This is a genomic window from Stenotrophomonas sp. TWI1149, assembly GCF_039673155.1.
Classification (GTDB): Bacteria; Pseudomonadota; Gammaproteobacteria; order Xanthomonadales; family Xanthomonadaceae; genus Stenotrophomonas; species Stenotrophomonas maltophilia_AA.
In genome coordinates, this window is sequence record NZ_JBDJLB010000004.1 from 51,632 (window position 1) to 70,385 (window position 18,754).

An 18,754-nucleotide genomic window follows, 5' to 3' on the forward strand; every position below is an offset into this window, starting at 1 on the left:
ACCGAAAGTATACAAGCCCTTCCCTTCCCCAGGAATCCCATGCACGCGCTCCTCGTCGTCTCCCACCCCGATCCCGACTCCCTGACCCACGCCGTCGCAACCGAGATCGCAGCAGGCATTACCGCCAATGACGGAAGCACCGCCGAGCTCGCCGACCTCGATGCAGAGGGCTTCGACCCGCGCTTCAATCGGGCGGACCTGCAGGGCCACCACCGCAACGCCCCCTTCCCTGCCGATGTCCTGGCCGAACAGGCCCGGCTGGACCGCGCAGATGCCGTGGTACTGGTGTTCCCGGTCTACTGGTGGGGCATGCCTGCCCTGCTGAAGGGCTGGATCGATCGGGTCTTCTCCAATGGCTGGGCCTATGACGACAGCAGCCGCCACGGCGTAATCAAGAAGCTCGGCCACCTGCCCGTCCACCTGGTCGGGCTCGGCGGCGCCGACGACCGCACCTGGCAGAAGCGCGGCTATACCGGTGCAATGAAGACCCAGATCGAGACCGGCATCTTTGACTACTGCGGCGCGCCGGTGCGGTCGTCCACGCTGTTGCTGGAGACGGACACGGGCGACGCACGCGCGCACCTGCAGACCGCGCTCTCACTCGGTCAACGCATTGCAGGCAACGCCGACGTACCCGGGCACTGAAGCCCGGGCGTACCGACAGGTATCAGGGCGTCGGTTTGGCGCCTTCTGCCTTCCACGCCGCGACCTTCGCCTTGGTCTCGTCGAGCAACGCATCGAGTGCCTTGCGGTCATAGCCCTGGCCGCGCAGCACCACGTACTGGATGCTGCGCGTGGCGTCGATGTCCTCCAGCGGATTGCGCTCCAGCAACACGAGGTCGGCCGCCTTGCCGGGCGCGACCGCGCCGTAGCGATCCAGCGTGCCGAACCAGGCCGGGCCAGCGCGCGTCGCCGCTGACAGGGCCTGCGCCGGCGTCAGCCCTTCCTTGACGAACAGCGACAGCTCGTCATGCAGGCCGATACCCGGATAGTTGAACGAATTGAGGAAGCCGGCATCGGTACCGGCCATGATCGTGACGCCGGCCTGCTGCAGCATCGGCAGCACGGCGGCGACCTGGTGGTATTCCTGGTGGCGGGCCTGGACCTGCGCGGGCGTCGCCTTCGCCGCGCGCTCGACGCGCCAGGCATAGGTCGCCTGCAGTTTCGGTCCGATGTAAGCCAGGTAAGGATCGTCGCGATGATCGTCCTGGTCGAGGAAGTCCAGGATGCGGCCGCCATTGAGGGTCGGGGTCACGAACACCCCCTTGGCCGCGAAGCCGCGGTAGGCGGCCATGGCGGTATCGGGATCGAAGCCGGCATCGAGTCGTGCGGTGGCCTGCGCGCGGTCGATGCGCTTGGCAGCGAAGTCCGCGGCGATGCCGGCTTCGTCCTTGACCCCCGCCTTGTAGGCATAGTCCAGGTGCTCGATGGAACTGATACCGGCATCGACGGCCTGCTGCACGGTCAGCGCCATCGGAATATGGCCGGACGCACGCAGGCCGTTGGCACGCGCTCCGCGTACCGCGGCCAGGAACAGCTCCGGCGTCAGCGTGCTGTCGGTGATCTTGACGAAGTCGACCTTGTCTCGCTTCAACCGCACGAAGGCCGCATCCAGATCGGCCTGGCTGCCGACCTCGATCGTCCCCTTCCAGACCGGCTTCACGCCTTCGATCTTGGCGCCCGAGGTGAACAGCTGCGGGCCGGCCAACTGGCCGCTGGCGATCTCGCCACGCCACTGCAGCACCTGCCCGGGCAGATCGCCCGAGGCGTCACGGATGGTGGTGATGCCATGGGCGATGTACAGCGGCAGCAGCGCCTTGTTCTCTTCGATGAGCGCCGGCCCACCGCCGAAGTGCACATGCATGTCCCACAGCCCGGGGATCAGGTAGCGCCCCTTGCCGTCCACCTGCTGCCTGGCCTGCCATGCCTTGCGCATGGCCCGGTCGCTGCCCACCGCGACGATGTCCTGGCCCCGCACGACGACAGTCTGGTCGGCCCGCGTGGTGGCGTGCTCCACGTCGACGACGGTGGCATGGCGGATCATCAGATCGGCCTGCTCGGCCGCGAACGCGGCGGGGGCCAGTGCAAGCAGCACCGGAATGGCAAGACGCAGGGACATGGGCAGTGCACCGGAAAATGAAGAACCGGGCCACCTTACGGTCGGGCCCGGTGCATTCACCAGTTAAATTTTGGAATGCGCGTCATGCACATTCCCGATCCAAGGCGATGCGTCAGACCTCGCCCTGCATCGCGGGCCGTGCCTGCACCTGCTGCATCCAGGCCGCCACGGCCGGATGCGCGTCCACCGCCGCCCCCATGTAGGTGCCGTAACCCACTACCTGCCCCACGACCAGATCCGCCAGCGAGTACGCGTCACCGAGCATCCAGGGCTGCTGCGACAGGCGCGCCTCCAGCAGGTCCAGCAATCCGTTGGCGGCGCGGATGCCGGCCGCCGCATGGTCGGCGCTGCGCAGCGCATCGTCCATGGTGGCCAGCCACACGCGGCCGATCACCGCGCCATAGGTGACATACGCCCAGGTGCACCAGGACATCGCCTCCAGCCGCGCCGGTGTTCCGTCCTGCGGCCACAGGCCCTTGGCCACGCCGTAGTGCTCGCCCAGCCACAGGTGGATCGCCAGGCCTTCAAACAGCGGCGTGCCATCCACCACCAGGCACGGCACCTTGCCGTTGGGATTGATCGCCAGGTACTCGGGGGTGCGCTGCTCGCCGGCGCGGATGTCGATCTTGACGCGCTCGTGGGGCACCGCCAGTTCGGCCAGGGCGCAGGCGATGGGGGTGGCGCTGGACATCGGGTGCCAATAGAAGACGAGGGACATCGGAAACTCCTTGAGGGGGGTGAGGGGTGCGACCGGAGCGGTCCTGCACCGTCGCCTCAAGGCTAGCCACCCTTGCGGACAGAACCCGCCCGCAATGGCTGCTACGCTTTGCCCATGCTGACCGCCTCCGCCCGCCTGCTGAGCCTGCTGTCCCTGCTACAGTCGCGCCCGCACTGGAGCGGCGCCACGCTGGCCGAGCGCATGCAGATCCACCCGCGCACCCTGCGCCGCGACATCGACCGGCTGCGGCAGCTCGGCTATCCGATCCACGCCAGCACCGGCGTGGCCGGCGGCTACGCGTTCCGCGCGGGGCGTGCCCTGCCGCCCCTGCTGCTCGATGACGAGGAAGCCCTGGCGGCGGCGATCGCCCTGCGCACTGCGGTGACCGGCACCATCAGCGGTATCGAGCAGACCGCGATCACCGCGCTGGTCAAGATCGAACAGGCCATGCCGCCACGCCTGCGACCACGGTTGGAGGCACTGCGTTCGGCGATCCTGCCGACGGACCAGATCGGCCCGCTGGTGGATGCCGGCCGGCTGACCACACTGGCCACCGCCTGCCGCGACCAGGTGCAGCTCGCCTTCGCGTACACCGATCGCGAAGGCCAGCCCAGTTCCCGCCAGGTCGAGCCGCAGGGCGTGGTGCACACCGATCGACGCTGGTACCTGGTGGCCTGGGATTGCCTGCGGGCGGACTGGCGCACCTTCCGCATCGATCGCATCGCCAGCGCACCGGTAGTGGGCGCGCACTTCGCGCCCCGGGCGGGCCCTGGCGATGGCGATCTGCGCCGGTGGGTCGCCCGCTCGCTGTCGCTCGGGCAGTACCCCGATGAGGCCCGGATCATCCTGCATGCACCGCTGGCCGCGCTGCGCCAGCGCATTCCCGCGTCGGCCGGCGTGCTGGAAGCCGTCGACGGCCAGCGCTGCCTGCTGCGTTGCGGCGCCAACCCGATGGGCTCGGTGATCTATTGGCTGCTGGCCATGGACCTGGAGTTCGAGGTGCTGGGCCCGCCGGCGCTGATCGAGCGGCTTCGCGAGACCGGCGAACGGGTGGCCCGCAGCCTGACACAGCATGCTGCCGAGGCCGCGCCGATGCCCGGGCGCGCTTAACCGCCCGGCGCCGCCATGGCGGACCTCGCCATCGCGCTTCACAATGGCAGCATGACTGTCAGTGAGAAACCGAATCGCACCCTGTTCGACCTGGACCTGCTGCGCGCGATGGTGATGGTGGCCGACTGCGCCAGCTTCACCACCGCTGCGGCGCGCCTGCACTCCACCCAATCCACCATCAGCCAGAAAATCCGCCGGCTGGAAGAGATGGCCGGCCATCCGCTGCTGGTCCGCGGCAACCGCGACGTGCACCCGACCGACGCGGGGCAGCTGGTGCTCGGCCATGCCCGCCAGCTGCTCGCGCTGAACGACCAGCTGCTGGAAGCGCTTGCCGGCACCACCGTTGCGGTGACGGTACGGCTGGGCGTTCCGGAAGACTTCGTCAGCGAGGCCACCAGCCAACTGCTGGGCGCCTTCAACCGTGACCACCCGCAGGTGAAGCTGGAAGTCACCAGCGGATTGAGCCGTGACCTGGCCAATGCCTACGATCATGGCGAGCTGGATCTGGTGCTGGTCAAGCAGCGGCGCAGCAGCCGTGCCGCCGTGAGGTGCTGGCCGGAAACCATGGCCTGGATCGACAGTGCGCGCCACCCGAGCATCGAGCTGGATCCGGTGCCATTGGTGACCTTCCCACCGCGCGGGCTCTACCGCGATGACATCATCGATGCCGTCGAGGGCATGGGCCGCCGCTGGCGGATCGGCTTCACCAGTTCAAGCCTGAGTGGCATCCAGGGCGCAGTGGCCGATGGCATGGGCATCAGCCTGCTGCCGGCGCGCGCCTTGCGTCGCGAGCACACCGTGCTGGGCATCGAACAGGGACTGCAGCCGATCGACAGCTTCGAGATCGCCCTGCTTCACCGCGCCACGGCCGACCCGCTGGTGAAAACGCTGGCGTCCCGGCTGTCCGGCCTGATCGACCAGGAACGTGCGGGCGCGATTACTTGAGCTGCAGCGGGTAGCGCTGCCACAGCACGTGCACCAGGAATCCGGTCAGTTCCGGGTCCTTGCTGGTGATCGATGCGCGGATCTTGTCCAGCAGCACCATGTCGCTGCAGTTGCGCACGTCCGCATGGCCGGCCTGGCCGGCGCGGCGCGCACGGTAGCGGGCAGCACGCTGTGCATCGGTCATCGCGTAGCCGAACGTGGGCGGACGGCCGCGCTTGCGCGGCAGCGTCAGTTCCAGTGTTCCGGGGTCTTGTTCATCGCGCATGACGGACGAGGATGCAAACGGGGGCGCGCACGATATCGTGAGACATCACTTTAATCCAGCGTTTTCAGCGGATTTCTGCGTTTGCGCAGCGTCGGCTCAGCGCAGCGCCTCCGCCGCGCGTGCTCCAGCCCACACCAGCAGCATGCCACCCACCAGGCTGACGCCGAGGTACAGCGGCACCATCAGGCTTCGATCCGTGCGGGTGAACACCAGCGATTCGAGCATCATCGAGGAGAACGTGGTGAGGCCACCGACGATGCCGACGATCAGGAACGCGCGCCAGTACACCGCCGCGTTGCCGCGACTCTGCAGCCAGATCATCACGTATCCGGCGACGAAGGCGCCGAGCAGGTTCACCGTCAGCGTGCCCCACGGGAAGCCCTGGCCGAACTGGCGCAGCATCGCATCGCCGACCATGAACCGCAGCGCCGCGCCCAGCGCGCCGCCGGCCATCACCAGGCCGAGCTGTTGCCACCAGACACCGATGCCGTCCATCACGCCTCGCCCTTGTCCGCGCGTGCCTGTGCGCGCGCCGCACGCAGGCGGTCCAGCTTTTCTTTCAGCTTGATTTCCAACCCGCGCGGCACCGGCTCGTAATACACCCGCTCGCCCATCGCATCCGGGAAGCCGGTCTGGTCCAGCGCGATCCCGCCGTCGGCGTCGTGATCGTATTGATAGGTCTTGCCGTACCCCAGCTCCTTCATCAGCTTGGTCGGCGCGTTGCGCAGGTGCAGCGGCACCTCCTGGGTGCCGGTGTCGCGCACTTCCTGCTTGGCCTTGTTGAACGCGGCATAGCCGGCGTTCGATTTGGCGGTACTGGCCAGATACAACACCAGCTGCGCGAACGCGAGCTCGCCTTCGGGGCTGCCCAGCCGCTCGTAGATGTCCCAGGCCTCCAGCGCCATCGACTGCGCGCGCGGATCGGCCAGGCCGATATCCTCGATCGCCATCCGGGTCAGGCGCCGCGCCAGATAGGACGGATCACAGCCGCCATCGAGCATGCGGGTGAGCCAGTACAGGGCGGCATCCGGATTGGAGCTGCGCACGGACTTGTGCAGGGCCGAAATCTGGTCGTAGAACTGCTCGCCGCCCTTGTCGAAACGACGGGTGCGGTCGGCCAGCACCTGCACCAGCATCTCCGGGCTGATCCGGCCGCCATCGCCGGTCGCCAGTTCGGCGGCGATCTCCAGCAGGGTCAGGCCGCGGCGCACATCGCCATCGGCGGCGGTGGCGATCTCGAGCAATGCCTCCGGCGCGACCTGCAGATGCTCGCCGCCCAGGCCGCGTTCGGTGTCCTGCAGCGCACGCTCCAGCGCCTCGACGATGTCCGCCGGCGACACCGACTCGAGCACATGCACACGGCAGCGCGACAACAGCGCCGAGTTCAGTTCGAAGGATGGATTTTCGGTGGTGGCGCCGACGAAGACGATCGTGCCGCGCTCGATGTGCGGCAGGAAGGCGTCCTGCTGGGCCTTGTTGAAGCGGTGCACCTCGTCGACGAACAGCACCGTGCGTCGCCCCTCGGCGAAACGCTGGGCGGCTTCGGCCAATACCTGGCGCACCTCGGGCAAGCCCGACAGCACCGCCGAGATCGCGCGGAACTCGGCATCGGCGTAATGCGCGAGCAGCAGCGACAGCGTGGTCTTGCCGCAGCCCGGCGGGCCCCACAGGATCATCGAGTGCACATGGCCGGACTCGACCGCGCGGCGCAGCGCGCTGCCCGGTGCGAGCAGGCGCTTCTGGCCCACCATCTCATCCAGCGTCTGCGGGCGCATCCGCTCGGCGAGCGGACGCATGTTGTCCCGATCCACGGTCAGCAGATCAGGCCCATTGAAAGTCGTTCGGTTTCTGGCCACGTGTCTATTGTATCGCGGCAGATTGCAGGGGGGATGCCGGCCAGCGGCCGGCACTACACCGTCATTCGCCGATGACGTCCACGCCCTTGGCCGGGGTAAAACTGAAAGTGCCCGAGGCGAAGCTCGGGTTGCGCTTCCAGCCGGTGAAGTTGATCACGGTGCGCTGACCCACGGCATCGACCACTTCCATGCGGGCCAGGCCCTGGCCATTGAAGCCCAGCGCGGCATACTGGAAGGCGGTATCGGTATCGCGCTTCGGGCTCAGCGCCAGCCACTGCAGGCCATCGCGCACGGCGGCTTCTTCGCTGACGTCGTACTGCTTGTCCAGCAGCGCCGGATTGATCAGGGCGGTCAGCGGGCTGTTCTGCTCTTCCTGGCCCTGCGGGCGCACGCTGGCCTGCTCCAGGTCCGGCTCGTAGACCCAGACCTTCTTGCCGTCGGCCACGATCAACTGTTCGTGCGGCCTGATGTACTCCCAGCGGAACAGGCGCGGCGCGGAAAGCGCGACACGGCCACTGGTGGTTTCCTTGACCTTGCCCTTGCTGTCGAACACCTGCTGGCTGAACTGTCCGTCCAGGCCCTTCAGGCCCTGGGTGAAGCGGTTGAGCTCATCACGGGCGCCCGCCCAGGCCGAAGCCGAACCAACACTGGCCACGACCAGGGTGGCGGCAAGCAGGGAGCGGCGGAAGGTGGTGTGCATGCGAGGTATCCAAGCGAATGGGAAGGATGGAAGGGAGTGTGCCCATTCAATCCTGAATGGGCGATCAGGGGCACATTATGCGCTGGAACCAGCGGGTCCGAACGCCGGTCACGGCCCGGCTTGGACCGTCTTCAGGTCGCCATACACCACCTGCCCGCGGAAGCCGCGCCGGACCTGCTGGTACAGCGCGCGGAAGGCGGCGTAATCCTGCGGCTGGCACAGCGCATCCGCCCCGCGCACGGCGCGCTGGTGCAGGCGGTGCTGCACGGTGACCACCTGCCCTTCGCGCGACCAGTCCACCCGGTACTCGCCGGCGGCATTGTCGAAGCGCTGGCTGCGCGGGATCGCGACGATCGGCACGTTGGCCGGGAACGTGAGCTGGTAGCGCTCATCGCGCAGGCTGTCGTTGCAGTAGAACGGCGTGGCATTGTCCGGCGCCGAGGTGCTGGCGTACAGATCTCGGAACGAGTCGCCACCCGGTGCGTCGGGCAGCACCATGCCGCCGACCACGCCGAAATCGACGTAATCGCTGGCCCGGAAGTCGTAGCGGAAATTGAACGGCCGGGTCAGGTCCTGCGGATCGCCGAGCAGCGTCAGCGCGCCACTGCCATCGAAGCCGGAGGCCGCCATCATCGACTCTTCGGCCCGCGCCCGGTTCTGCGCGTTGAGCCGTGCGAACGCCGCCCGCATGCCGATCTCGGCCACGCTGCTCGGCTGCTGCACGGTCTGCCCGACCAGGTTGCCGGCGGCGTCGAAGCGGAAATCCACCTCCAGGCCGGTGCCGTTGCGGGTGGCGTCGTTGGCAGGCGTCCGCGCGACCTTCGCCTGCCGGGTGTGCAGCACCGGCGCACCCAGGTCGCCATCGGGCAACTGGCCGAACCGCGCATAGGCGGTGGTCGAATCCAGGTACAGGTCGAACTCGGGCAGGTAGGTGATCGCGTGGTTGAAGCGGCCCAGCAGCGGAATCGCCGGCAGGGTCGGCCCGCCCCCGGCGCCGATCAGTACCGGCGTGCTCTCGATGCCGCGCGCCGCCAGCAGCGCTTCCAGGATCACGACGTGGTCCTTGCAGTCGCCGTAGTGGTTGTCGAGGATGCTCTGCGCGGGGTTGGGTTCAAGGCCGCCGTTGCCGAGGTAGACGGCGACGTAGCGGATGTTCTGCGACACCCAGCGGTAGAGCACGGCGGCCTGCTCGCGGCGGTCGGTGATGCCCCGGGTGAGATCGTCGGCCAGTGCCTGGATCTGCGGGGTCACCGCGGCCGCCTCGCCGCCCTTGCGTTGATAGGCCTGCGCCACCTGGGCCCAATCCCGGTACGTGCTGGCCATGATCCCCGGGCTGTACTCCCATGGCGCGGCCGACCAGTTCTGCGCGCTCAGCGGCTCGCTGCGCCGGTACTGCCACTCCCACCGCGCCAGCCCGTCGCGGATGCGCGGTGTGGTGCTGCCCTGCACGCCGCGCTGCTCCACCTGCATCGGCAGGTTGGCCGGCGCGGTCAGCGTCACCCGCGCGTCGTCGTACGGCGTGAACACGCTGAAGGTCTCCCACAGGCCGAAGTAACCCGGAAAGTACGGCGTGTTCTGGGTCCGGCGGGTCTGGTAGACCACCCGCGTGCCGGGCGCCAGATTCGGGAACACGACCACGCGCACCTTGCGGTCGGCATACATCGCCGCGGCCGCGCTGGAGTAGCTTTCCTGGGTGTAGATGCGGTCGGCCGGCACGTCCCGGCGCTGGCCATCGGCGGTCAGGGTGTAGGCCTGCAGCACCTCCAGCGTTTCCATCTTCTCGCTGTAGCTCAGCCGCACCTGGCTGAACTGCTCGACCGCCGATTTGGTCTTGAGCAGGATTTCGTACTCTTCGGTCTGCGTGTTGCCCGCATCGGGGCGCACCGCGTAGTCGGCGCGATAGCGGACGAAACTGAAATTGTTGCTGGCCTGCGCGTCAGCGCCGGCGGCCGCGCCGCCCTGCCCGCCCGGGGTGGTCGGGGCCACGGGTGTCGCGGGTGGCGGCACGGGCTGGGCATCGGCCCACGCCACTACCGGCGCGAGCGTCATGGCGCCCAGCATCGTCCAGATCATCGGCTTCATCGCAGGTTCCTTGTGCTCGGCAACACCCGGGCGGCGCCCGGGTTCCATCCAGCCAGGCCGAGCCCGGCGTTACTTGGGCGGCGGCGGCGCCAGCACGCTGCGGTCGCCGTTGTGCTCGGGCGGGCTGACCACGCCCGCCGCTTCCATCGCTTCGATCAGGCGCGCGGCGCGGTTGTAGCCGATCTTCAGGCGACGCTGCACGCCGGAGATCGACGCGCGACGGGTTTCGGTGACGATGCGCAGGGCCTCGTCATACAGCGGATCGGACTCATCGCCGCCACCGCCGCCCGCCTCCGGCAGGCCGCCGGGGCCGACCACCACGCCATCGCCCATCATCTGCACTTCGTCCAGCACGCCGGTGATGTAATCGGTCGGGCCGCTGGCCTTGAGGTGCTCGACCACGCGGTGTACTTCCTCATCGGAGACGAACGCACCGTGCACGCGGTCCGGCAGTGCGGTGCCGGGCGGCAGGTACAGCATGTCGCCGTGGCCGAGCAGGGTTTCCGCGCCGGACTGGTCGAGGATGGTGCGCGAATCGATCTTGGAACTGACCTGGAAGCCGATGCGGGTCGGGATGTTGGCCTTGATCAGACCGGTGATCACGTCCACCGAGGGACGCTGGGTAGCCAGGATCAGGTGGATGCCTGCCGCACGCGCCTTCTGCGCCAGGCGCGCGATCAGCTCTTCGACCTTCTTGCCGACGATCATCATCATGTCGGCGAATTCGTCGATGAAGATCACGATGAACGGCAGCGTCTCCAGCGGGCGCGGGGCCTCGCCGAGCTCCGGGTTCGGCTTGAACAGCGGGTCCATCATCGGCTGTCCGGCGTCCTGGGCGTCCTTGACCTTCTTGTTGAAGCCGGCCAGGTTGCGCACGCCCACCGCGCTCATCAGCTTGTAGCGGCGCTCCATCTCCGCCACGCACCAGCGCAGGCCGTTGGCGGCCTCCTTCATGTCGGTGACCACCGGCGCCAGCAGGTGCGGGATGCCCTGGTAGACGCTCAGTTCGAGCATCTTCGGGTCGATCATCAACATGCGCAGGTCTTTCGGCGAGGCCTTGTACAGCAGGCTCAGCACCATCGCATTGACCGCGACGGACTTGCCCGAGCCGGTGGTGCCGGCGACCAGCAGGTGCGGCATGCGCGCCAGGTCCGCCACGGTCGGGCGGCCGGCGATGTCCTTGCCGAGCGCCAGGGTCAGCACGCTGGCCGACTTGTCGTATTCCTTGGAGCGCAGCAGCTCGGAGAGATAGATCATCTCGCGGGTCACGTTGGGGATCTCCAGACCCACCACCGACTTGCCCGGGATCACATCGACCACGCGCACCGACTTCACCGACAGCCCGCGCGCGATGTCCTTGTCCAGCGAACTGATCTGGCTGACCTTGATGCCCGGGGCCGGCTCGATCTCGAAGCGGGTGATCACCGGGCCCGGATACGCACCGACCACCCGGGCGTCGATGCGGAAATCCTTGAGCTTGAACTCGATCTGGCGCGACAGCGTCTCCAGCGTGCCCTCGTCATAGCCCTTGGGCTGCGGCTTGGGATCGTCCAGCAGCGCCAGCGGCGGCACGTCCGAGCCATCGCCGTTGACCCCGCGGAACATCGGAATCTGGGTCTCGCGCTTGGCGCGGTCGCTCTTCTCCAGCACCGGCTCCGGGCGCGGCTCGATCTTGACCGGCTCGCGCTTGGCGCGGACCTCGGCGTCGACCTTGCGCACTTCCTGGCGTTCCTCGCGCATCGCGCGGGTCTGCTGCCACTCGGTGGCCTGCTCTCTCTTCTTGTTGAACAGCGGCGGCAATGCCAGCACCCAGTTGCCGATCTTCTCCATCACCACGAACCAGGAAATACCGGTCGCCAGGGTGATCGAGGCCAGCAGCAGCACCAGCACGAACAGATTGGCGCCCAAGGCGCCGAAACCGACACTGAGCGAGCTGCCGACCAGTTTGCCGAGGATGCCGCCGGCGTGGGCCACATCGGCGACGAACAGGCGCAGGTGCAGGAAGCCGGTGCCGGCGATCAGGAAGCCGACCAGGCCCACCAGGCGCAGCGCGGGATCGAGATCATGCTCGCCCTTGGCTTCGCGCTTGAGCCCGAACATCGCGATCCAGGCCAGTGCGCCCAGCACGATCGGCAGCACGAAGGCCATGTAGCCGAACAGCTGCAGCAGCACGTCGGCGATCCAGGCGCCGGCGCGGCCGCCCATGTTGTGGACCGGCGCGACCACGCTGCCGGTATGCGACCAGCCCGGATCGGTGGCCGAGTAGGTGAACAGACTGGCCACCAGATACAGCAATGCCGGGGCGACCGCGATCAACCCCAGATCGCGCCACAGGCGCTGCCGGCGCGGATTGTCCACGCTGGCCGGTTTGCGCGGCGCTGCCTTGCTGTCGGACGCCTTGGCTCGTTCCGGGACCTGTTTCGCCACCTTAGACCACACCTTGGGAATGCACTGTTAGTGCTTGATAATAAACGACTGGACCCTACCCCGGTAGGTGTCGGCCGCCGGCCGGCACGGCCCGCGTCAAAACACCGGCGCAGGGAGGTCAGTCGCGCTCGGCGGGTCGCCGCGTTCCACTGCGCGCCTTGAATCGCCCCGCCCCTGCCGCCACTCTATGACTTCGCTCGGATGCCGCGCAATCACTGTGCAGGCACCCCGTCCTACCTTCTATTGCGAGCTTACATGAGCAACTCCAAGCACTCCCGCCTGTTGATCCTTGGTTCCGGCCCGGCCGGCTGGACCGCCGCCGTCTACGCCGCGCGCGCCAACCTCAAGCCCGTCGTGATCACCGGCCTGCAGCAGGGCGGCCAGCTGATGACCACCACCGAGGTGGACAACTGGCCTGGAGATGCGCACGGCCTGATGGGCCCGGACCTGATGACCCGCATGCAGGCGCACGCCGAGCGCTTCGAGACCGAGGTCATCTTCGATCACATCCACACCGCCGATGTCTCCCAGCGCCCGTTCAAGCTGATCGGTGACAGCGCCGAGTACACCTGCGACGCCCTCATCATCGCCACCGGCGCCACCGCCAAGTACCTGGGCATCCCCAGCGAAGAGGCCTTCAAGGGCCGCGGCGTGTCGGCCTGCGCCACCTGCGATGGCTTCTTCTACCGGGACCAGGACGTGGTCGTGGTCGGCGGCGGCAACACCGCCGTGGAAGAGGCCCTGTACCTGTCCAACATCGCCCGCAAGGTCTACCTGGTCCACCGCCGTGACACCCTCAAGGCGGAAAAGATCATGCAGGACAAGCTGTTCGCCAAGGTCGCCGCCGGCAAGATCGAGACCGTCTGGCACCACCAGGTCGAGGAAGTGCTGGGCAACGAGGCGGGCGTGACCGGCGTGCGCGTGAAGTCCACCCTGGACGGCAGCACCCGCGACATCGAGGCCCACGGCTTCTTCGTGGCGATCGGACACCACCCCAACACCAGCCTGTTCGATGGCCAGCTGACCATGAACAACGGCTACCTGGACATCCGTTCGGGCCTGGGCGGCAACGCCACCCAGACCTCGGTGGAAGGCGTGTTCGCTGCCGGCGACGTGGCCGACCAGCATTACCGCCAGGCGATCACCTCGGCCGGCTTCGGCTGCATGGCCGCACTGGATGCCGAGCGCTACCTGGATGCCAAGGGCCAGGCGAGCTGATCCCACGCCCGTTCCGCGCAGCACACGAAGGCCGGTGAATCATTCACCGGCCTTTTTGCTGGGCGGGACCGTCCCCGCGCGCTGCGCCCGCCCCGGCTGCTCTATCCTCTGTCCATGCCCGATCCACGTTTCCTGCACCGCCTGTCCGATGTCCCCGCCGCTGCCTGGGACGCCCTGCACGACGGACGCAACCCGTTCCTGTCGCACGCCTTCCTCGCCGGCCTTGAAGAACACGGCTGCCTGCGCCCGGAGTGGGGCTGGCGGCCGCGCCACTTCACGTTGTGGGAGGGCGACGCCCTGGTGGCGGCGATCCCCGGCTACCTCAAGGACAACTCGCACGGCGAGTTCGTGTTCGATCACGCCTGGGCCCACGCCTATGCCCAGCACGGGCTGGACTACTTCCCCAAGTGGCTGGGCGCGGTGCCGTATTCCCCGGTGACCGGACCCCGCTTGCTTGCGCGCACGACCGAAGACCGCGGCGCCCTGCTGGCACTGCTGGCAGGCGAAGTGGCGCGCCTGGGCTGGTCCTCGGCCCACGTCAATTTCCATCCTGCCGACGAAGACCCGGCCTTCAGCCCGGACTGGCTGCTGCGCGAGGACATCCAGTTCCAGTGGCACAACCCCGGTGGCTGGCAGACCTTCGACGACTTCCTCGGCGCGATGGACCACAAGCACCGCAAGAACATCCGCCAGGAGCGCGCCAAGCTCGCGCGCAGCGGCGTCACGTATCGCATCGTGCAGGGGGATGAGGCCACCGAAGCCGACCTGCGTGCCATGCACGGCTTCTACCTGCAGACCTTCGCCGAGTACGGCAACTCCCCCGCCCTCACGCTGCCGTTCCTGCAGCACCTCGCCCGCACGATGCCGCGCGCGCTGGTGATTTTCCTGGCCCTGATTGACGGTGAGCCGGTCGCGGGTGCGCTGTGCCTGCGTGGCGCGGATACGTTGTACGGCCGCTACTGGGGCGGCGCCACCCTGCCCGGGCTGCACTTCGAGACCTGCTATTACCAAGGGATCGCCTACTGCCTGCGCGAAGGCCTGGCCCGCTTCGAGCCCGGCGCGCAGGGCGAGCACAAGCTGGCCCGCGGGTTCCTGCCCCACACGGTGCGCAGCCGCCACTGGATTGCAGAACCGGCCTTTGCCGAAGCCTTGGTGGCGTGGTGCGCACAGGAACGCGCCGAGGTCGCCCACTATGCGCGGCTGCTGGCGGCGCACAGCCCGTTCAAGGCCGACAAGGTCGACCCGGCATGAGCCGCCGCTTGCCCTGGCGCCTGGACGATGCATCTGACGCCCCCTTCCCGCCCGCGGAGACCGCCCTGCGCGATCCCGACGGCCTGCTGGCGCTCGGCGGCGACCTCTCTCCGGTGCGGCTGCTCAATGCGTATGCGGGCGGCATCTTCCCGTGGTTCTCCGAGGGCCAGCCGCTGCTGTGGTGGTCGCCGGACCCGCGCATGGTGTTCCGCACCGACGCCGTACACCTGTCCAGCCGCTTCCGTCGCGCGTTGCGGCAGAGCACGTGGACGCTGCGGGCCGATACCTGTTTCGAGCAGGTGATCGATGCCTGCGCGGCGAGCCCGCGCCCGGGCCAGGACGGCACCTGGATCACCCGGGACATGCGCGATGCCTATGTCCACCTGCACCGGCTCGGCTTCGCGCACTCGGTGGAGGTGTTCGACGACGCGCGGCTGGTCGGCGGCATCTACGGGGTAGCGATCGGGCGGATGTTCTTCGGGGAAAGCATGTTCAGTGCGGCATCCGGCGGCTCCAAGGTTGCCTTGGCCGGCCTGGCCCATCGGCTGGCCGGCTGGGGCTGGCCGCTGATCGATGCGCAGGTGGAAAACGACCACCTGCTGCGCATGGGCGCCGAACACTGGCCGCGGCAACGCTTCCTCGCGTTGGTGTGTGAACAGGTCCAACAGCCAGCTGCCGCAGGCGATTGGAGCGATCTGTTCGGTACGCTGGCCGCCGCCGCCCTGCTCGATCCTGACGCGCCTTAACCAAAACTTTGCATCAAACGCCCGACGCGCGTAAAATGCCCGCTCTTCAGGCCAGCTCGGCCGGTTACAGAACTGCACAGGACTACATGTCGAAAGACGACTCCATCGAGTTCGAGGGCACCGTCAGCGAGACGCTGCCGAACACCACTTTCCGCGTACGACTGGAAAATGGGCATGAAATCATCGCCCACATCTCCGGCCGCATGCGCAAGAACTACATCCGCATCCTGACGGGCGACCGCGTCAAGGTCGAAATGACCCCGTACGACCTGACCAAGGGTCGCATCACCTACCGCATGAAGTAAGCGGTCCGGGGGTTGTTCCCGCCAGAAGGCCAGCCAGGTGCTGGCCTTTTCGCGTGGGCGTCGTTCGGTGCGGAGGGCCCCACCCTGCCATGCGGCACCCTGACCCAGTGCACCCTGACGTCGGTCAGGATGCCTTGATGCAGATTCACCCTGGCACGCAACGGTCCACTCTGGCTCTCGATCCAATCCGGATCCCGACCCGATGGCCCCCGCCATGAAGCGCCCGACCTCCCTGTTCCTGCTCGCCACCTGCCTTGCCGCCGCCGCGTCCGTCCAGGCCGCCGAACCGGCCGCGCCCGCCGACTGCATCACCCTGTCCCCGGACAAGCAGGTAGTGCGCAACCGTGCCGACCGCGATGTACTGCTGCGCAATGGCGACCAGCACTATCTCGTCCGTTTTGCCCGCTCCTGCAGCAGCGCCGCCATGTCGCCCAAGCTCGACTTCGCCACCCCGGGCCAGGACGGCCAGCTGTGCGGTGGCGGCGTGAGCAAGCTGCAGACCAGCAGCCAGAGCTGTGACGTGGCCGCGGTCGAGCCCCTCACTGCAGAACAGTTCAATCGCAAGGCCCGCGCCCGCCGCTGAGCAGGCACCCGGTCCGCGCACAGAAAAGCCCCCTTGCGGGGGCTCTTCCTTCACCTCGACAGGTTCGGCCGCGCGATTACACGGTGGCCGGCAACAGGCGCTCCGGCTCGGCCTCGGTCTCGACGAACAGCTGGTCGTCGCGCACATCGATGCTGACCCGACCGCCGTTGACCAGCTTGCCGAACAGCAGCTCGTCGGCCAGCGGACGCTTGATCTTGTCCTGGATCACGCGGGCCATCGGGCGGGCACCCATCAGCGGGTCGAAGCCATGGTGGGCCAGCCAGTCGCGCGCGGTCGCCGTGGCCGACAGGCTGACGTGCTTTTCCTGCAGCAGCATTTCAAGCTCGATCAGGAACTTGTCCACGACGCGCAGGATGTGCTCGAAGCCCAGCGCCTGGAACTGCACGATCGCATCCAGACGGTTGCGGAACTCCGGCGTGAAGCTCTTGCGGATCACTTCCATCGCGTCGGTGGCATGGTCCTGGCGGGTGAAGCCGATCGACCGCCGCGAGGCCTGCGCCGCGCCGGCATTGGTCGTCATCACCAGCACCACGTTCTTGAAGTTCGCCTCACGGCCGTTGGTGTCGGTCAGCACACCGCGGTCCATGACCTGCAGCAGGATGTTGAAGATGTCCGGGTGGGCTTTCTCCACCTCGTCCAGCAACAGCACGCAGTGCGGGGTCTTGACGATCTTCTCGGTCAGCAGGCCACCCTGGTCGAAGCCGACATAGCCCGGAGGCGCACCGATCAGGCGGCTGATCGAATGCGATTCCATGTACTCGCTCATGTCGAAGCGGACCAGCTCGATGCCCAACTGCAGCGCGAGCTGCTTGGTGACCTCGGTCTTGCCGACGCCGGTCGGGCCGGAGAACAGGAAGTTGCCGATCGGCTTTTCCGGATTGGCCAGCCCCGAGCGGGCCAGCTTGATCGCCGAGGACAGCGTCTCGATGGCCGGGTCCTGGCCGAAGATCACCATCTTCAGGTTGCGCTCCAGGTGCTGGAGCACGTCCTTGTCGGTCGCACTGACCTGCTTGGCCGGAATCCGCGCCATCTTGGCGACGATGGTCTCGATCTCCTCGATGTCGATCAGTTCCTTGCGCTCACCGTCCGGCAGCAGGCGCTGGCGGGCACCGGCTTCGTCGATCACATCGATCGCCTTGTCCGGCAGCAGGCGGTCGTTGATGTGCTTGACCGACAGATCCACCGCCGCCTGCAGCGCGTCATCGGCGTAGGTCACGCCATGGTGCGCTTCGTACTTGGGCTTGAGGCCCTGCAGGATTTCGTAGGTCTCGCCCACGGTGGGTTCCACGATGTCGATCTTCTGGAAGCGCCGGGCCAGGGCCCGATCCTTCTCGAAGATGCCGCGGTATTCCTGGAAGGTGGTCGAGCCGATGCAGCGCAGCTCGCCGGAGGCCAGGGCCGGCTTGATCAGGTTGGAGGCATCCATGGTGCCGCCCGAGGCCGAGCCGGCGCCGATGATGGTGTGGATCTCATCGATGAACAGCACCGCGTTCGGCAGCTTCTTCATCGCGGTCAACACGCCCTTCAGGCGCTTTTCGAAATCGCCGCGGTACTTGGTCCCGGCGACCAGGGCGCCCAGGTCCAGCGAGTAGATCACCGCATCGGCGAGCACGTCCGGTACGGAGCCTTCCACGATCCGCTTGGCCAGGCCTTCGGCGATCGCGGTCTTGCCCACGCCGGCCTCGCCTACGTACAGCGGGTTGTTCTTGCGGCGGCGGCACAGGACCTGGATGGTGCGCTCGATCTCATCGGCGCGGCCGACCAGCGGGTCGATCTTGCCGTTGCGGGCCTGGTCGTTGAGGTTGCTGGCGAACTCGGCCAGCGCATCGCCCTTGCCCTCGCCTTCGGCGCCCTCGGCGCGGCCCTCGCCATCGGCGGCAGGCGGCACTTCGCCCTCCTCGCCCAGCTTGGCGATGCCATGGGAGAGGTAGTTGACGATATCCAGCCGGGTCACATCCTGCTGGTTGAGGTAATACACCGCATGCGAGTCCTTCTCGCCGAAGATCGCCACCAGCACATTGGCGCCGGTGACCTCCTTCTTGCCCGAGGACTGCACGTGGTACACGGCGCGCTGCAGCACACGCTGGAAGCCCAGGGTCGGCTGGGTATCACGCCCGTCATCTTCGGCCAGGCGGGAGACCGAGGCCTCGATGGCCTGTTCCAGTTCCTGGCGCAGGCGCTCGGCATCCGCACCGCAGGCCTTCAGGACAGCCTGGGCGGACGGGTTGTCGAGCAGGGCCAGCAGCAGGTGTTCCACCGTCATGAATTCATGCCGGGCCTCACGGGCGCGCTTGTAGCACTGTCCGATGGTGTGTTCGAGGTCTTTACTGAACATGATTAACTCCGGCGGCTGTTGGGAACAATATGCGGCCAACCATCACGATTTCCATCACCCTAGCGGATCAGTG

The 18,754-nt window shown here is 67.6% G+C and carries 17 protein-coding genes; 8 read left to right on the top strand and 9 right to left on the bottom strand.

The genetic code is table 11. From position 1 onward, the window contains the following. Positions 1-39: 39 nt before the first annotated feature. The gene (locus ABE424_RS05720; RefSeq protein WP_346492483.1) at positions 40-645 is read left to right on the top strand and encodes an NAD(P)H-dependent oxidoreductase; all 606 of its coding nucleotides are present in this window, start codon (positions 40-42) and stop codon (positions 643-645) included. A gap of 22 nt (positions 646-667) precedes the next feature. Here ABE424_RS05720 and ABE424_RS05725 read toward each other — a convergent pair whose 3' ends face one another. Further along, a complete protein-coding gene (locus ABE424_RS05725; RefSeq protein WP_346492482.1) occupies positions 668-2,119 on the bottom strand; it encodes an amidohydrolase family protein in 1,452 nt (483 codons plus the stop codon). Between the two features lie 112 nt (positions 2,120-2,231). Then, complete coding sequence (locus tag ABE424_RS05730; RefSeq protein WP_346492481.1) at positions 2,232-2,837, bottom strand: glutathione S-transferase family protein; 606 nt, start codon at positions 2,835-2,837, stop codon at positions 2,232-2,234. A gap of 114 nt (positions 2,838-2,951) precedes the next feature. On the opposite strand from ABE424_RS05730, the gene ABE424_RS05735 reads away from it, so the two are divergent. Further along, positions 2,952-3,947, top strand: coding sequence for a WYL domain-containing protein (locus ABE424_RS05735; RefSeq protein WP_346492480.1), 996 nt, complete (start codon positions 2,952-2,954; stop codon positions 3,945-3,947). Positions 3,948-3,998: 51 nt separating this feature from the next. Beyond that, positions 3,999-4,892 (top strand): LysR family transcriptional regulator, encoded by an 894-nt coding sequence (locus ABE424_RS05740; protein WP_346492479.1) that lies wholly within the window; start codon positions 3,999-4,001, stop codon positions 4,890-4,892. Here ABE424_RS05740 and ABE424_RS05745 read toward each other — a convergent pair. From ABE424_RS05745 to ABE424_RS05770, 6 genes are all read right to left on the bottom strand, one after another. Next, positions 4,885-5,157: a hypothetical protein gene (locus tag ABE424_RS05745; protein WP_019184750.1), complete on the bottom strand. Its 273-nt coding sequence runs from the start codon at positions 5,155-5,157 to the stop codon at positions 4,885-4,887. The two genes, ABE424_RS05740 and ABE424_RS05745, sit on opposite strands and share 8 nt — an antisense overlap. A gap of 96 nt (positions 5,158-5,253) precedes the next feature. Continuing rightward, a complete protein-coding gene (crcB, locus tag ABE424_RS05750) occupies positions 5,254-5,652 on the bottom strand; it encodes a fluoride efflux transporter CrcB (protein WP_346492478.1) in 399 nt (132 codons plus the stop codon). After that, positions 5,652-6,953, bottom strand: a complete 1,302-nt coding sequence (locus ABE424_RS05755; RefSeq protein ID WP_257018593.1) for a replication-associated recombination protein A — start codon at positions 6,951-6,953, stop codon at positions 5,652-5,654. Before ABE424_RS05755 ends, crcB begins: the two co-directional genes overlap by 1 nt. Positions 6,954-7,074: 121 nt before the next feature. Further along, positions 7,075-7,713, bottom strand: coding sequence for an outer membrane lipoprotein chaperone LolA (gene lolA / locus ABE424_RS05760; RefSeq protein WP_346492477.1), 639 nt, complete (start codon positions 7,711-7,713; stop codon positions 7,075-7,077). 108 nt (positions 7,714-7,821) lie between these two features. Then, entirely contained in the window at positions 7,822-9,786 is a 1,965-nt protein-coding gene (locus tag ABE424_RS05765) for a DUF3857 domain-containing protein (RefSeq protein WP_346492514.1), read from the bottom strand. A 78-nt stretch (positions 9,787-9,864) separates the two neighbouring features. Next, a complete protein-coding gene (locus tag ABE424_RS05770) occupies positions 9,865-12,222 on the bottom strand; it encodes a DNA translocase FtsK (protein ID WP_176988989.1) in 2,358 nt (785 codons plus the stop codon). Positions 12,223-12,477: 255 nt separating this feature from the next. Here ABE424_RS05770 and trxB point away from each other — a divergent pair, with 255 nt between their 5' ends. The 5 genes from trxB to ABE424_RS05795 all read left to right on the top strand — a co-directional run bounded on the left by trxB (position 12,478) and on the right by ABE424_RS05795 (position 16,325). Next, positions 12,478-13,440 (top strand): thioredoxin-disulfide reductase, encoded by a 963-nt coding sequence (trxB, locus tag ABE424_RS05775; RefSeq protein ID WP_346488057.1) that lies wholly within the window; start codon positions 12,478-12,480, stop codon positions 13,438-13,440. 114 nt (positions 13,441-13,554) lie between these two features. Then, positions 13,555-14,691, top strand: a complete 1,137-nt coding sequence (locus ABE424_RS05780) for a GNAT family N-acetyltransferase (protein ID WP_346492476.1) — start codon at positions 13,555-13,557, stop codon at positions 14,689-14,691. Next, positions 14,688-15,437: a leucyl/phenylalanyl-tRNA--protein transferase gene (aat, locus tag ABE424_RS05785; protein WP_346492475.1), complete on the top strand. Its 750-nt coding sequence runs from the start codon at positions 14,688-14,690 to the stop codon at positions 15,435-15,437. Before ABE424_RS05780 ends, aat begins: the two co-directional genes overlap by 4 nt. Before the next feature lie 86 nt (positions 15,438-15,523). Continuing rightward, complete coding sequence (gene infA, locus ABE424_RS05790) at positions 15,524-15,742, top strand: translation initiation factor IF-1 (RefSeq protein ID WP_005409596.1); 219 nt, start codon at positions 15,524-15,526, stop codon at positions 15,740-15,742. 214 nt (positions 15,743-15,956) lie between these two features. After that, complete coding sequence (locus ABE424_RS05795; protein WP_346492474.1) at positions 15,957-16,325, top strand: hypothetical protein; 369 nt, start codon at positions 15,957-15,959, stop codon at positions 16,323-16,325. Between the two features lie 76 nt (positions 16,326-16,401). Here ABE424_RS05795 and clpA read toward each other — a convergent pair whose 3' ends face one another. Further along, positions 16,402-18,681 carry an ATP-dependent Clp protease ATP-binding subunit ClpA gene (gene clpA / locus ABE424_RS05800; protein WP_346492473.1) on the bottom strand — a complete coding sequence of 760 codons (2,280 nt, stop codon included), beginning with the start codon at positions 18,679-18,681 and terminating at the stop codon, positions 16,402-16,404. Positions 18,682-18,754: the final 73 nt, after the last annotated feature.